The sequence below is a fragment of the Vibrio sp. Y51_MX_L26 genome (genome assembly GCF_024181935.1).
In the GTDB taxonomy this organism is placed as follows: Bacteria; Pseudomonadota; Gammaproteobacteria; order Enterobacterales; family Vibrionaceae; genus Vibrio; species Vibrio diabolicus.
Genome location: NZ_JAMZAS010000004.1, coordinates 1 through 14,154 on the forward strand (window position 1 = coordinate 1; position 14,154 = coordinate 14,154).

The 14,154-nt window shown below is 47.6% G+C and carries 15 protein-coding genes and 1 tRNA gene; 15 read left to right on the forward strand and 1 reads right to left on the reverse strand.

Annotated features, from left to right (window positions below; all coding sequences use genetic code 11):
* The first annotated feature begins 127 nt into the window (after positions 1 to 127).
* From NL645_RS11115 to NL645_RS11185, 15 genes are read left to right on the forward strand one after another with little or no spacing between them, the layout of a single operon-like run.
* The gene (locus NL645_RS11115; protein ID WP_253651795.1) at positions 128 to 355 is read left to right on the forward strand and encodes a phosphopantetheine-binding protein; all 228 of its coding nucleotides are present in this window, start codon (positions 128 to 130) and stop codon (positions 353 to 355) included.
* Positions 356 to 370: 15 nt separating this feature from the next.
* Positions 371 to 628, forward strand: a complete 258-nt coding sequence (locus NL645_RS11120) for an acyl carrier protein (protein WP_005382279.1) — start codon at positions 371 to 373, stop codon at positions 626 to 628.
* The gene (locus NL645_RS11125; protein WP_253651713.1) at positions 628 to 1,188 is read left to right on the forward strand and encodes a hypothetical protein; all 561 of its coding nucleotides are present in this window, start codon (positions 628 to 630) and stop codon (positions 1,186 to 1,188) included. The genes NL645_RS11120 and NL645_RS11125 overlap by 1 nt, the downstream gene beginning before the upstream one ends.
* Before the next feature lie 4 nt (positions 1,189 to 1,192).
* Positions 1,193 to 2,593, forward strand: coding sequence for an AMP-binding protein (locus NL645_RS11130; RefSeq protein ID WP_253651714.1), 1,401 nt, complete (start codon positions 1,193 to 1,195; stop codon positions 2,591 to 2,593).
* A gap of 10 nt (positions 2,594 to 2,603) precedes the next feature.
* Positions 2,604 to 2,972 carry a 3-hydroxyacyl-ACP dehydratase gene (locus tag NL645_RS11135; protein ID WP_031850164.1) on the forward strand — a complete coding sequence of 123 codons (369 nt, stop codon included), beginning with the start codon at positions 2,604 to 2,606 and terminating at the stop codon, positions 2,970 to 2,972.
* Positions 2,965 to 4,671, forward strand: a complete 1,707-nt coding sequence (locus tag NL645_RS11140) for a glycosyltransferase family 2 protein (RefSeq protein ID WP_253651715.1) — start codon at positions 2,965 to 2,967, stop codon at positions 4,669 to 4,671. The genes NL645_RS11135 and NL645_RS11140 overlap by 8 nt, the downstream gene beginning before the upstream one ends.
* Positions 4,655 to 6,208 carry a histidine ammonia-lyase gene (gene hutH / locus NL645_RS11145; protein WP_017448720.1) on the forward strand — a complete coding sequence of 518 codons (1,554 nt, stop codon included), beginning with the start codon at positions 4,655 to 4,657 and terminating at the stop codon, positions 6,206 to 6,208. The genes NL645_RS11140 and hutH overlap by 17 nt, the downstream gene beginning before the upstream one ends.
* Positions 6,208 to 6,654, forward strand: coding sequence for a thioesterase family protein (locus tag NL645_RS11150; protein ID WP_253651716.1), 447 nt, complete (start codon positions 6,208 to 6,210; stop codon positions 6,652 to 6,654). The genes hutH and NL645_RS11150 overlap by 1 nt, the downstream gene beginning before the upstream one ends.
* A complete protein-coding gene (locus tag NL645_RS11155) occupies positions 6,654 to 7,274 on the forward strand; it encodes an outer membrane lipoprotein carrier protein LolA (RefSeq protein WP_253651796.1) in 621 nt (206 codons plus the stop codon). The genes NL645_RS11150 and NL645_RS11155 overlap by 1 nt, the downstream gene beginning before the upstream one ends.
* A complete protein-coding gene (locus NL645_RS11160; RefSeq protein WP_253651717.1) occupies positions 7,246 to 9,588 on the forward strand; it encodes an MMPL family transporter in 2,343 nt (780 codons plus the stop codon). The genes NL645_RS11155 and NL645_RS11160 overlap by 29 nt, the downstream gene beginning before the upstream one ends.
* The gene (locus NL645_RS11165) at positions 9,585 to 10,196 is read left to right on the forward strand and encodes a DUF3261 domain-containing protein (RefSeq protein ID WP_253651718.1); all 612 of its coding nucleotides are present in this window, start codon (positions 9,585 to 9,587) and stop codon (positions 10,194 to 10,196) included. The genes NL645_RS11160 and NL645_RS11165 overlap by 4 nt, the downstream gene beginning before the upstream one ends.
* 20 nt (positions 10,197 to 10,216) lie before the next feature.
* The gene (locus NL645_RS11170) at positions 10,217 to 11,404 is read left to right on the forward strand and encodes a beta-ketoacyl-[acyl-carrier-protein] synthase family protein (protein ID WP_253651719.1); all 1,188 of its coding nucleotides are present in this window, start codon (positions 10,217 to 10,219) and stop codon (positions 11,402 to 11,404) included.
* Entirely contained in the window at positions 11,397 to 11,861 is a 465-nt protein-coding gene (locus NL645_RS11175; protein ID WP_253651720.1) for a hotdog family protein, read from the forward strand. The genes NL645_RS11170 and NL645_RS11175 overlap by 8 nt, the downstream gene beginning before the upstream one ends.
* On the forward strand, positions 11,858 to 12,583 hold the full coding sequence (gene fabG / locus NL645_RS11180; protein ID WP_046874235.1) for a 3-oxoacyl-ACP reductase FabG: 726 nt from the start codon (positions 11,858 to 11,860) through the stop codon (positions 12,581 to 12,583). Before NL645_RS11175 ends, fabG begins: the two co-directional genes overlap by 4 nt.
* A complete protein-coding gene (locus NL645_RS11185) occupies positions 12,580 to 13,803 on the forward strand; it encodes a beta-ketoacyl-ACP synthase (protein ID WP_253651721.1) in 1,224 nt (407 codons plus the stop codon). Before fabG ends, NL645_RS11185 begins: the two co-directional genes overlap by 4 nt.
* 185 nt (positions 13,804 to 13,988) lie before the next feature.
* Here the strand turns inward: NL645_RS11185 and NL645_RS11190 are convergent.
* Positions 13,989 to 14,065: transfer RNA gene (locus NL645_RS11190), tRNA-Arg, on the reverse strand.
* Positions 14,066 to 14,154: the final 89 nt, after the last annotated feature.

Below are 14,154 nucleotides of genomic sequence, written 5' to 3' on the forward strand. Positions count from 1 at the left end.
TGCTGATAATTCATGGTAGTACTGCTTGTTTCTTTGGCGAGAAGAGCGTACCACTTTCAGCAGTTGGCTTCCTCTTCTACACCTTTCCATGAATGTCGCACTTATTATCTGAAATCGGGAGCAACTTATTATTGATGCTTTAAACCTTGAAGATTTAACCGTAGATGATATTGAAACGGATGCACCACTTTTTGGTGATGGACTTGGCTTAGATTCTATCGATGCACTTGAGCTTGGACTCGCAATTAAAAAACAATACAACATCGTTATTGATGCCGACGACTCAAACACGCGCGAACACTTTGCTTCTGTAGCAAACCTAGCGAAATACGTTTCTTCTCAAACTAATGAATAAGTTGTAGGTATATTCATGACTGATGTAAATAAAGATCAAGTATTTGAACAAGTTAAAGATGCGCTTGTTGAGCTGTTCGAAATTGACGCAGCCGACATTCAGTCAGATGCGCACTTATACCAAGATCTCGACCTTGATAGCATTGACGCCGTTGATTTGGTCGTACACCTACAGAATGTCACTGGCAAAAAAATCAAGCCAGCAGAGTTTAGTGCTGTAAGAACCGTTGACGATGTGGTTAACGCCGTCACCGAGTTATTGAAGGAAAGTTAATGCGCCAATTGCTGACTGGTCTGTCTGCAATTGTACTGTTTGCCTACCCCTTCGCTGTCTATTTCGGTATAGATAAATTTGGCTTGAACTTAGTCGGGGGCTTGTTAATTGCTGCGTTACTTTTGCGTGTTTTCGTCGCAAATAAGACCCCACTAAAAGAGTTTAAATTCTTGGCGCTCGCTACGGGCGCTATTGGCATTGTTTTAATTACACTTGGCATGGTGTTTAAACAACACGGGTGGCTTCAGTTTTACCCTGTGGTTGTCAATGTATGTATGCTGTGTGTCTTTGGACTGAGCTTAAAACAGCCGCAATCAATCATTGAAAGGCTTGCTCGCTTGCAAGAGCCCGACCTTCCAGCTAGTGGCGTGGCTTACACTCGCAAAGTGACGATGGTTTGGTGCGTTTTTTTTACGCTCAATGCTGCCGTTGCGCTCTATACCTGTTTCCTACCAGTAAAAATATGGACGCTTTATAACGGCCTCATCAGCTACTTACTTGCTGGTGGCTTGTTCGCTGGAGAATGGATCGTGCGTCAATTTGTTCGAAAGGAACACTAATCGTATGAATACAACGTATTCGAGCTTTACCTCCCTAGCGACCTTGTTCGTCGCAGAGAGGCCTGAGCAATCCCCTGTCTCTTACGATCGCGACACAGTTATCACTTGGGGTGATTTCCAGCAGCACGTCGCAACGCTTGCTCAGCAGTTAGAAACCCAACCAACGCAAAACATTGCGTTGTGTTTTGGCAACAGCTACCTGTTTGCCGTTGGCTTTTTCGCTTGTTGCCACGCAGGAAAATCCATTGTATTACCTGGTAATTACCAACCAGAAGCACTCAAAGAGCTCAGTGATCACTACGATTTGTTGCTGCATGATGCCGATGTCAAGGTTCCAGAACAGGTGAGTTCGCTTTTAATCGAAGCTAGTTCATTGTTAGAAACCACATTGACTAACAAACAACAGGTTGACCAACCTTATGTTTGGCGTGAATTGAATCTGGCACAAATACCAGTGACGCTATTCACTTCGGGTTCAAGCGGCAAACCAAAAGCCATTGCAAAAACGCTGAAACAGCTCGATATCGAAGTTGCTATTCTAGACAACCTGTGGGGCGACACGGTTGCCAACACACGCGTTGAAAGCACCGTCTCTCATCAACACATTTACGGCTTGCTGTTCCGCGTATTGTGGCCTTTGTGCTCTGCACGTCCATTTTCAGCACACAACCTAGAGTTCCCAGAGCAAATTGTCCATCACGCCGATGCTGACACCACGCTAGTAAGCAGCCCTGCGTTACTAAAACGACTCAGTGAAGAGCACAATCCGGTTGCGATTCGGTGCGTATTTTCTTCTGGTGGCCCCTTGCCAAACCAAGCGGCGCAGCACAGCCAGCAGTTGTTTGGGTCACTTCCTATTGAAGTTTTTGGCAGCACAGAAACCGGCGGCATCGCTCACCGTCAGCAGCACGTAGCTAGCACTCCCTGGACGTTATTCCCTGGCATTGAAGCAAAGCTTAACCATGAAAATTGTTTAAAGCTCCGCTCGCCACACATTGATGAAAACACTTGGTACCAAACTGCGGATGAATGCTATTTCCATGATAGTATTTCTTTTGAATTGCGTGGACGCACTGACCGAATCGTCAAAGTCGAAGAAAAGCGTATTTCTCTTGTCGAAGTGGAAAAACGTTTAGAGCAACTGCCGTGGGTTCAAGAAAGCGTGGTGATCCCAATGGAAGAATCTGGTCGTCTCACATTAGTCTCGATCATCGTACTTAACGATAAAGGCAGCAATGTGCTTGATGAACTTGGTAAAGGCAAGTTTTGGCTTGAGCTTCGCAAGGCACTGCGCAATTGGCTAGAACCGATCGCTATCCCGAGAAAATTCCGAGTGGTCGACGAAATTCCATTGAACAGCCAAGGCAAACGCCAAGTTGCTGAAATTGAAAAACTATTCCAATAAAGCTAGTAACATGGATAAAAGAAAACCAACTATTCAGAATATTGAAGTTAGTGACCACACCGCGGAGCTGTCGCTGCGTGTGGATGCTGACATCTTAGATTTCCAAGGTCATTTCAGTCACTTTCCTCTTTTACCCGGCGTCACTCAAATTGACTGGGCGTTGTTCTACGCCGTTCAATATTTGAACACCCCCAAGGTATTTAAAGGAATGGAAGTCATCAAATTTCAAGAGCCGATTCTGCCAAACACCGACGTTTGTCTCTCACTCTCTTGGGACAATGAGCGCGAGAAATTGACCTTTAAGTACACATCGAAAAACGGTGAAACCTTGGTGACTCACTCTTCAGGCAAAATGAAACTGGGTGAGTCACGTGAGTGATTACCGTCCCTGCTTTTTAATTCCTTGCTACAACCACGGCAGCACAATTGCAGACGTGGTTGCGTCGTTATCCCCTTTCGCTTTGCCAGTGCTGGTCGTGGACGACGGCAGCAATGAAGACACCAAACAAGCGCTTTCAGCTTTGAGTGAGCAAGGACTGATAAAACTGATTAGTTTGAGCGAAAACCAAGGTAAAGGGGGCGCGGTAATGGCTGGCCTACATCAAGCTCACCAGCTTGGTTTTACGCACACCATTCAAATAGACGCAGACGGTCAACACGACCTAGAAGCATTGCCGAAATTGCTCAGCGCCAGCGAAACAAAACCAGATAACCTGATTTCTGGCCAACCGATATACGACGAAAGCGTACCTAAATCCCGTTTGTATGGTCGCTACGCTACGCACGTTTGGGTGTGGATAGAAACCTTGTCACTGTCTATCAAAGACAGCATGTGCGGTTTTCGCGCCTACCCAGTGGCGAAAACGGTCGCCGTGTTGAACAAGTACAACATCGGCAAACGCATGGACTTTGATATCGAAATTCTGGTGCGAATGTATTGGGAAAGCGTCGATATTGATTTTGTTCCAACGCGCGTGATCTACCCTGAAGGTGGCATTTCCCACTTCGACGCATTGTGGGATAACGTCAAGATAAGCTGGATGCACACTCGCCTATTTTTTGGCATGTTGCCGCGCATCCCTTCACTACTCGCCAGAAAGCGCCGTCACACAGACGACAGTAATGCCCACTGGTCGAAACGAAAAGAACAAGGCACGATTTTAGGCATCAAAACCTTACTCGCGGTTTACCGCTTGTTCGGCAGAAAAGCGTTCGACCTGATTTTGAAGTTAGTCATGCGCTACTACCACTTCACGGGTAAATCTGCCCGCGAAGCGTCTGAGATTTACCTGCAAAACTTGCAGCGCTACGCAGCGCAGCAGAACATCGCACTGCCAAAACAGTTGGACAGCTATCATCATCTGCTTTCTTTTGGGCGAACCATGCTCGACAAACTAGCAGCATGGCAAGGTGACTTTAATGTCGACAACCTAACCATTCACGGTCAACATCATTTCGAAGAGATGGCGCAGAAAAAACAAGGCGTGCTCATTTTAGGCTCGCACCTTGGCAATATCGAACTCTGCCGCGCGCTTGGTCGTCGACACTCTCATGTCAAAATCAATGCCTTGGTATTTACCCAACACGCTGAACAATTTAATGCGGTAATGAAGGCGGTAAACCCAAATTCGGAACTGAATTTGATTCAAGTCAGCTCAATGGGACCAGACACCGCGATTCTACTTCAACAAAAAATCGAGCAAGGCGAATGGGTAGTGATCGTTGGCGATCGCACTTCCACCAGCAAAGAAAATCGTGTCGTTTGGGCAGATTTTCTTGGTAAACCCGCACCATTCCCGCAAGGCCCATTCATGCTAGCCTCGGTATTAAAAGCGCCGGTTTACCTACTCTTCGGCCTACGCGACGACGAAGCAAACACTCCGCATTTTAATGTGTACTTTGAACACTTTAGTGACCAAATCACGCTACCACGCAAGGAGCGTCAGCAGGCACTAGAACGCGTTGTTCAACAGTACGCACAAAGATTAGAACACCACACACTGCACGCGCCGTTACAGTGGTATAACTTTTTTAACTTCTGGACTTTAAGTAATCAGCCACATGACAAACAACAATAATCACAACATCACTTTTGGTGCCCAATCTTTAACCATCGAAGATGTCGTTGCCATTGCTCAAGGTGCAAAGGCAAACATGAACACCTCGCCAGAATTTACCGCGAAAATTGATCGTGGCGTGGCGTTTCTGGAACGATTACTGAAAGAAGAAGGCGTTATTTACGGCGTGACCACGGGTTACGGCGATTCATGTACTGTGGCGATTCCACCCGCGCTTGTGGATGAACTTCCGTTGCACCTTACACGCTTCCATGGTTGTGGCTTAGGTCAAATCCTCTCTCATGAGCAAGCTCGCGCGGTGTTGGCGACACGTTTATGTTCATTGTCGCAAGGCGTATCTGGCGTGTCTCACGATCTGTTGAACCAAATCGTTACGCTTATCAATCACGACATTGCGCCGCGTATTCCACAAGAAGGCTCGGTGGGCGCAAGCGGCGATTTGACGCCTCTGTCTTACCTAGCGGCGACCTTAATTGGCGAGCGTGAAGTGCTTTACAAAGGTGATGTGCGACCAACACAAGAAGTGTTTGCAGAGCTGGGCATTGAGCCAATTCGCCTAAAACCAAAAGAAGGTTTGGCGTTAATGAACGGTACATCCGTGATGACGGCCCTCGCCTGTCTTGCCTACAAACGCGCAGAATACCTAGCGCAGCTTTGCACCAAGATTACCGCGATGGTCTCTGTGGGTATGCAAGGTAATGACTTCCACTTTGATGAAGCGTTGTTTGCGGTAAAACCTCACCCTGGTCAACAGCAAGTTGCGGCTTGGCTGCGTGATGATCTCAATGCTGAGCGTCCGCCACGCAATAGCGACCGACTGCAAGATCGTTATTCGCTGCGTTGTGCGCCACACGTGATTGGCATGGTGCAAGACTCACTGCCTTGGCTACGTCAATTAATTGAGAATGAACTAAATAGTGCCAACGACAATCCAATCATCGATGGCGACAACGAGCGCGTTCTGCACGGCGGTCACTTCTACGGTGGTCATATCGCAATGGCGATGGATACGTTGAAAGTGAACATTGCCAACTTAGCTGATTTGCTGGACCGTCAGATGGCGCAACTGATGGATTACAAGTTCAATAACGGCCTGCCGTTTAACTTAACCGGTGCAGAAGGCGAGCGTAAACCAATCAACCACGGTTTTAAAGCGGTTCAGATTGGTATCTCAGCTTGGACGGCAGAAGCGTTGAAAAACACCATGCCAGCGAGCGTTTTTTCTCGCTCAACCGAATGTCACAACCAAGACAAAGTGAGCATGGGTACCATTGCGGCTCGTGATTGCCTACGCGTACTTGAGTTAACAGAGCAAGTTGCTGCGGCTTCACTCCTAGCAAGCGTTCAAGCGGTTGAGATTCGTCGCCGTCATAACGAATTGGACGAACACCACATGAGTCAGAGTTTGCGAGTAATTCGTGACGCCGTACTGAGCGAGTTTGAATTTGTGATTGAAGATCGCCCATTGGAACAAGATTTGCGTCATTTCATTGAACGCATTCAGCAACGTCATTGGCCACTCTACGCGGAGGTATAATGCAAGAGCAGGTTCTCTACCCGTTAGAAGTAGAGGTGACAATGGTCACCTCATTCCAAGATGCTGACCCGATGGGCGTGATTTATCACGGCAACTTCTTTCGATATTTTGAAGAAGCACGTCGTGTGCTGATGGAGAAGCTCCAATACAGCTATCGCGATATGCAAGACTCTGGGTACATGTGGCCGATCATCGACACGCGCGTTAAATACGTGAAGGCGATTCCGTTTAATCACACCATTCGCATTACCGCGCAACTCACTGAGTGGGAAAACCGCTTACGTGTGGATTACGTGATTTACGACGCCGAAACGAATCAACGTATGTGCAAAGCGCATACAACGCAAGTCGCCGTATCCATTGAAAAGCAAGAGATGTGCTTTGTTTCTCCAGCTGTTTTTTTAGATAAAGTAGAGCAATGGCACAACCATGGGAGCCTGAACTAATGCAAAAGTGGTTACTCTCTTTTTTGCTGATATTTTCTGTTCCAGCACTGGCCACACCGACTGCAAACGTAACGGATTTGGCATCGCTTCAGCAGCAGTTGTCTCAGCATGAAATCGTACGCGGAGATTTTACGCAGCAGCGTCATCTGGAAATGTTCAGTCAACCTCTAACCTCTAAAGGTCAGTTCACACTGAGCAAAACACATGGCTTGTTGTGGCAACAAGCAGAACCTTTCGCAGTCAATTTGGTATTGACGGAAAACAAACTTCGTCAGACTTTTGCCGACCAAGCTCCGAAAACGATCTCTGCAGAAGAAAACCCAATGGCGTTCTACTTTAGCCATGTGTTTTTATCCGTGTTCCACGGGGATACTTCTGCACTGCAAGAACAATTCACACTCGATTTTTCAGTTGAGAACAATCAGTGGCAGCTCATTTTAGAGCCAAAACAGTCGCCATTAAATGCAGTGTTTAAAGCCATCACCCTTTCAGGTAAAACGCACATTGATCGCCTAACCCTACAAGAGCTGCGCGGCGATAAAACCGAAATCACGTTTACGAACCAGACCTCTCTACCTCAGGAACTCACGGATGCCGAAGACGCTCAATTCCGTTTCTAAACTCAGTCTCGGCACTCACACCTTTGCTATTGTTTGGCTCAATCTCGTTGTTTTAGCGGGCGCGTTGCTACTCAAACAATGGGGTTGGAGTGCAGAATCTCCGATTGAGACCAACATTTTAAAACTGCTGCCGAAGAACCAACAAAACCCGGTGGCTGAGCAAGCCTTTGAGTCGGTCTCGGCAAGTATGAGCGACAAAGTCATTTTCGTGATCACAGCGCCGGACAAAAATGCCCTTTTTGCAGCGGCCGCTGAATTTGATAAGGGGTTGCGTCAGAGTAATCATTTTCGCGATGTGGTGGGAAAGATCTCACCTCAAGAACAGCAAGCTTGGGCAAGTTACTACTTTAAGCACCGCTTCCAATTGCTGACACCTGAACAACGAGAGCGTTTAAGCCAAAATCCAGAACAGCAAGTGCAGCATGTGATTCAGTCTCTGTACAACCCGTTTTCTGGGGTGACTGGGCAAGAGTTACAAAATGACCCTTTCTTGCTATTTCGGGATTATCTAAGCCAAGTTACCCATCAATCGTCCTCTTTCCGGTTGGATAACGGCTATCTGTCCGTCGAAAAAGACGGTGCTCAATACTTGCTTATTACTGCCGAGCTAAAAGAGTCGCCTTATAGCCTAACTGGGCAGCTTGCAGTCCCTGATATTCAAGCGCTAGAACAAAGCGTCGCGCAGAAATATGGCGCTGAAGTCGCACATACTGGCGTTCTATTTTACGCCGACTTTGGTACGCAAAATGCAAAATCGGAGATCAGCACCATCGGTGTGTTCTCTCTGCTCGGTATCATTGCATTGTTCGTGTTGGTCTTTCGTAGTGTGATGCCACTGTCTCTGGCACTGCTTTCCATCACCATTGGTTTGCTCGTTGCGTTGTCCGTTACGACGTGGATTTTTGGAAAAGTCCATCTGTTCAGCTTAGTGTTTGGCGCAAGTTTAATCGGTGTGTCTATCGACTACGCATTCCACTACCTAACGGAACGTCTTGCGGCGGGAAATGAATGGGATAGCGAGCAAGGGTTAAAGCATATTTTCATAGCTATCACACTGGGCTTAATCACCAGTTTGATCGGCTATTTGGGCATGTTGGTGGCACCGTTTCCTGGTTTGCAGCAGCTTGCGCTGTTTTCATCCATTGGTCTGATTGCCGCTTACATCACCGTGGTGGCTTGGTATCCGATACTGGCTCGTAACCCATCGCGATCCATTTCGAACTTACCAGGACAATCATTGTTGGTGAAATGGCTAACGCTTTGGAATCAACCTCGAATTAAAGTCGGATTGCCGATGTTATGTGTGGTTGTGAGTGGCTTTTTCTTGCTGCAATTGAACTACGATGACGACATTCGTCTGCTGCAAACGATGCCGAACGATCTCAAGCAGCAAGAAACCTTGATTACGACGCTCAGTGGCATGCAATCTTCTCAGCAAATGTTGGTCGTTACCGCCGACGATGACGAAAACCTAATGAAAAAGCTGGAGTCTTTGACGCCAACATTAGAAGCGTGGAAAGCGGACAGCACCATCGAAAGCTACCAGAGTCTGAGTCGCTACTTGAGCTCGGTGGAGCGTCAGCAACAAGACTATCAATTGATTCGCGATCTTTACGCGACACAATCCAGCCCACTAGCTTCCGGACTGAGCTTAAGTAAAAAGCCTAAAATGGACGCCGACTTTATCCCTGTCACGGTTGATCAGTACTTGCAAAACCTAGTATCAGCGCCTGTGCGTTTTCTCCATTTGGGTAAGATCAAAGGAAAATCTGCAACGGTAGTGGTGTTAAACCAATTGCAAGACTCCGCCGTTGTTAAGGCATTTGCCAAATCGCAGTCTGATGTTGTTTACCTAAACAAAGCAGAAGAAATTTCCGCCCTATTTGGTGAATACCGAATCAAAATCATGGAGCTGTTGGCAGCCGCCAGTACTGTGATCTTTCTGGTGTTAATCAAGCGGTACGGTCTGCAACACAGTTGGCGAGTTTTACTGCCATCATTGATTGCTTGCGCCTGCGGTCTGGCAACGGCTGTCGCGATGGGAACAACATTAAACCTGTTCAACTTGCTTGGCTTGGTGCTCATTCTTGGTATAGGGATCGATTACACTCTGTTCTTTGCCGAGAAAGCCCGCAGTGTGAGCACACTATTGGCGATCACCCTTTCGGCAATCACCACAGTGTTGTCATTTGGGTTGCTGTCACTCAGCCAAACTCACGCAATTCACAGTTTCGGCATTACGGTGTTAAGTGGTATTTTTGTCGCTTGGCTGCTCTCTCCGATTGCAATTAAAACAGAGGAAACGACGTCATGATTTTCAATCACGCCTTTCGCTGCGCGACGTTATTCGCACTGAGCCTGTTTTTAAGTGCATGCAGCTTGGTCCCTCACCAATCGACGCCTCAGGTCGACATTGACGAGCACCCCCAAGTTAGCTTGCCCACTCCCGCAAGCTTGGGCTACCAGTTGTCTGCCAGTCAGTTGATTACGGCTTCTTGGGCAATAGATGGTAAAACCACATCTGAGCAACTTCCGGTACAACTGCAAGTAACCAACAACGAAGTGGTGCTAGCAGGCTTCTCATCCTGGGGGACAAGAGTACTGTCATTGTCTTACGATGGAAAACAAATTCAAACCGAAGTGCTCAACGGTTTACAAGGTTCGCTACCGCAGCCAGAACAGGTATTATTTAACCTGATGATCACGCTCTGGCCGAGTTCCGCTTGGGAAGGATCGTTAAATGAGGTAAGGTGGCGAATTATTGATAAAAATAATTCTCGCGCCATCTTTGATAGCGACGGTGAAAAGATCATTGAGATTCAATACAGCTCTTCGAACAAGTTAGAGGGTGAGATTGATTTTCATCACCTCAAACATCAGTTTTCAGTTTCTATTCAAACACTGCAACATCAGATTAATTAAGAACAATTTAGAATAACAATATGCCTATTCGCTCTTCTCAACCTTTGTATATTCAGGCCTGTGGCTTTCACTCTGCCATGGGACAAGATGACGCGCTCATCCACCAGTGTTTATCGGGAGCGAAGCCATCCAACATGGTGGTTGACCAAGATATTTTAAATTCAGGCCGCCAAACCGTAATCGGTCGAATTGCACAGACGTTACCGCAATTACCGACCGCACTCAGCCAATTTGATACGAGAAACAACCGCCTCGCACTGTCGGCTTTGCAGCAAATCGAAAGCGACGTGCGTGAAGCCATTGCTAAATATGGTCGTGACCGTATCGCAGTCGTGATCGGCACCAGCACATCTGGCATTTCAGATGGCGAAATCGCATTTGGCGAAAAGCTGGCAAGCGGCAAGTTTCCTGCTGACTACCATTACACCAAACAAGAGCTTGGCAACTGCAGCGATTTTATTGCCGCCTACTTTGATTTGAGCGGCCCACATTACTCAGTTTCAACCGCCTGTTCTTCTAGTGGTCGTGTCTTTTTAACCGCGCAACGCCTGATTCGCTCGGGCATTGTTGATGCGGTCATTGTGGGTGGTGTGGATACCATTTGTCGCCTCACACTAAACGGCTTTAACGGTTTAGAAGCCCTATCCGATACCCTGTGTAAGCCGTTTGACCAACATCGCAACGGCATCAATATCGGCGAAGCCGCAGCATTAATGTTGCTAAGCAAAACACCTGCGCCCGTTGCCCTTCTCGGAGCTGGCGATAGCTCAGACGCGCACCACATTTCCGCACCACACCCAGAAGGGTTAGGCGCAGAAGAAGCGATGAAAAAAGCATTGACCAATGCAGGACTTACAGCGCAAGACATTGGTTACATCAACGCACATGGCACAGCAACTCCGTTAAACGATGCGATGGAAAGCAAAGCCATTCATCGCTGCTTTGGTGACTCCGTTCCCGTAAGCTCGACAAAGCCACTTACCGGACACACATTAGGCGCTGCAAGTGCAACGGAAGCCGCGATCGCTTGGCATATTCTCAAGTACAACCTTGACTTGCCAATGCAACACTGCGAAACCAAAGCAGACGATATCCATATATCGTTAGTTGAGACGCCAACCAAACTGGGTAACAAAGCGATTCTCAGCAACTCTTTTGCTTTTGGTGGCAACAATATTAGTCTTATTTTTGGTTACGCTCATGACTAAACTTCCTCCCATCGAACAACTTTTGCCACACGACAAACCAATGATTTTGGTCGATCGTGCCTTGGATGTTCAACAAGATACGATTCACTGCCAGGTTGATATCGCAGAACACAACCCGTTCTTCGACTTGGCCTCTCAAACTGTGCCAGCTTACGTTGGCATTGAGTTTATGGCGCAATCTGTCGCGGCGTGGTCTGGTTACCACGCATTAATGAAAGAACAAGCGCCACCGATTGGCTTTTTGCTTGGTAGCCGTCGATACACGTCTGAATGCGATACGTTTTCTCGCGGACAGGTGCTCGATGTGTATGCTGAAAAAGTTATGGAAGATAACGGTATGGCGGTTTTTTCAGCCCGTATTGAGCTACAAGGAACTGTTGTAGCGACTTGCCAATTGAACGTTTACGTTCCATCAGAAGCAAAATTACAAGAAATGAAAATCAGGAGTCAACAATGACCCGACAAGTCCTCGTTACAGGTGCCAGCAAAGGCATCGGTAAAGCCATTGCCGTTCAGTTAGCCAAAGATGGTTTCCAAATCATTGTCCATTACATGGGCGATCAACAAGGCGCGCAAGACACCCTAGACACCATCGAACAGCATGGTGGTAACGGTCGTCTTATCCAATTCGACATCAGTGACCGTGCAGATTGTCGTGAGAAGCTAGAAGCCGATATCGCCAAACACGGCGCTTACTATGGCGTCGTGAACAATGCTGGCATCACAAAAGATACCGCTTTCCCTGCGATGACCGAAGAAGAATGGGATGGTGTGATTCATACCAACCTAGATAGCTTCTACAACGTTCTTCACCCTTGTGTTATGCCTATGGTGCAAAAGCGCAAAGGCGGCCGAATTGTTACCCTTGCATCAGTCTCTGGCCTGATGGGTAACCGTGGTCAAACCAACTACAGCGCAGCAAAAGCGGGCGTAATTGGTGCAACAAAATCACTCGCACTTGAACTGGCAAAACGCAAAATCACCGTTAACTGCGTTGCACCGGGACTTATCGACACAGGCATGGTAGACGAACACGTAAAAGAACACGCGATGCCGCAAATTCCTTTGCGCCGCATGGGAGAGCCAGAAGAAGTCGCTGGTTTAGTCAGTTACCTTATGTCTGACATCGCAGGCTATGTAACTCGCCAAGTCATTTCGGTAAACGGAGGCCTAGTATGAGCCGTCGAGTTGTTGTAACCGGAATGTCGGGCGTGACTGCGTTTGGTAACGATTGGCAGTCTGTCGAACCGAAACTGCGTGACTGCCTGAACGCGACGCAATACATGCCTTCTTACGAACAGTATGATGGTTTGAACACCAAGCTCGCGGCACCCATTTTAGATTTTGAACTGCCAAAGCACTACAAGCGCAAGCAAGTACGCGGCATGGGGCGTGTTTCCAAATTGGCGACCGTCGCAACAGAAAACGCACTAAACCAAGCAGGTTTGATTGGTAACGACGTACTCACCAATGGTCAAACGGGTATCGCATACGGCTCATCAACAGGCAGTACTGACGCAATCGGCGCATTTGGTGTCATGCTGAATGAGAAAACCACTAAAGCGATCACCGCAACGACTTACGTGCAGATGATGCCGCACACTACGGCAGTGAACGTTGGTCTATTTTTCGGTTTGAAAGGCCGAGTGATCCCGACCAGCAGTGCATGTACCTCTGGCAGCCAAGCAATCGGCTATGCCTACGAAGCGATCAAGCACGGCTACCAGACAGTAATGGTTGCTGGTGGCGCTGAAGAATTGTGCCCAACGGAATCCGCTGTCTTCGATACCCTTTTTGCCACCAGTCTGAAGAATGAAGACCCGAAAAGCACACCAAGACCTTATGACTCCGATCGCGATGGTTTGGTGATTGGTGAAGGTGCGGGAACGCTGGTTCTGGAAGAGTACGAACACGCCGTCGCTCGTGGCGCGAAAATCTATGCAGAAATCATCGGTTTTGCCAGCAACTGTGATGCCGCACACGTCACTCAACCACAGATGGAAACCATGCAAATCTGTATGGAAATGGCTTTGCAAAACGCGAGCATTCCTGCTGAGAAGATCGACTATGTATCTGCTCACGGCACTGCCACCGACCGCGGCGATATTGCGGAAAGCAACGCAACAGCGAATGCTCTGGGCAAAGTGCCAATAAGTTCACTCAAGAGCTACTTTGGCCACACACTAGGCGCGTGTGGCGCAATTGAAGCGTGGCTAGGTTTAGAAATGATGCACACAGGTTGGTTCAACCCAACGCTCAACCTAGAAAACCTCGACGAGCAATGTGGCGATTTAGACTACATTGCCGGACAAGGCCGAGAGCTGGACGTGAAATATTTGATGAGTAACAACTTCGCCTTTGGCGGCATCAACACCTCCATCATCTTTAAAAAGATGTAATGCCCTTAGTAAATGCAAAAGCGCTGGTTAACCAGCGCTTTTTTGTTGGTGGCTATCCAGATTGCTAGAAATTGCAATGGCTAGAATGCCATTCAAAAGTTGTAGATAGAGTGGCAATTACTGCCAAAAACCTAAAAACGACAAAGCCCCGACAACTCAAAGAGTTATCGGGGCTTTTGAATAAATGGCACGCCCTATTGGATTCGAACCAATGACCACATCCTTAGAAGGGACGTGCTCTATCCAGCTGAGCTAAGGGCGCGCTACAGGGACAGGATTATACGAGTTCAAACGGGTAAATCAACGGGTTTTCATAACATTCTGATCTGAATGCCTAAAAAAAGTCCATCA

What these genes read in the sequence shown, in the direction of transcription:
- NL645_RS11120 (WP_005382279.1), top strand. Translation starts at nt 371, where the DNA reads ATGACTGATGTAAATAAAGATCAAGTATTTGAACAAGTTAAAGATGCG.
- NL645_RS11125 (WP_253651713.1), top strand. Translation starts at nt 628, where the DNA reads ATGCGCCAATTGCTGACTGGTCTGTCTGCAATTGTACTGTTTGCCTAC.
- NL645_RS11130 (WP_253651714.1), top strand. Translation starts at nt 1,193, where the DNA reads ATGAATACAACGTATTCGAGCTTTACCTCCCTAGCGACCTTGTTCGTC.
- NL645_RS11135 (WP_031850164.1), top strand. Translation starts at nt 2,604, where the DNA reads ATGGATAAAAGAAAACCAACTATTCAGAATATTGAAGTTAGTGACCAC.
- hutH (WP_017448720.1), top strand. Translation starts at nt 4,655, where the DNA reads ATGACAAACAACAATAATCACAACATCACTTTTGGTGCCCAATCTTTA.
- NL645_RS11150 (WP_253651716.1), top strand. Translation starts at nt 6,208, where the DNA reads ATGCAAGAGCAGGTTCTCTACCCGTTAGAAGTAGAGGTGACAATGGTC.
- NL645_RS11155 (WP_253651796.1), top strand. Translation starts at nt 6,654, where the DNA reads ATGCAAAAGTGGTTACTCTCTTTTTTGCTGATATTTTCTGTTCCAGCA.
- NL645_RS11160 (WP_253651717.1), top strand. Translation starts at nt 7,246, where the DNA reads ATGCCGAAGACGCTCAATTCCGTTTCTAAACTCAGTCTCGGCACTCAC.
- NL645_RS11165 (WP_253651718.1), top strand. Translation starts at nt 9,585, where the DNA reads ATGATTTTCAATCACGCCTTTCGCTGCGCGACGTTATTCGCACTGAGC.
- NL645_RS11170 (WP_253651719.1), top strand. Translation starts at nt 10,217, where the DNA reads ATGCCTATTCGCTCTTCTCAACCTTTGTATATTCAGGCCTGTGGCTTT.
- NL645_RS11175 (WP_253651720.1), top strand. Translation starts at nt 11,397, where the DNA reads ATGACTAAACTTCCTCCCATCGAACAACTTTTGCCACACGACAAACCA.
- fabG (WP_046874235.1), top strand. Translation starts at nt 11,858, where the DNA reads ATGACCCGACAAGTCCTCGTTACAGGTGCCAGCAAAGGCATCGGTAAA.
- NL645_RS11185 (WP_253651721.1), top strand. Translation starts at nt 12,580, where the DNA reads ATGAGCCGTCGAGTTGTTGTAACCGGAATGTCGGGCGTGACTGCGTTT.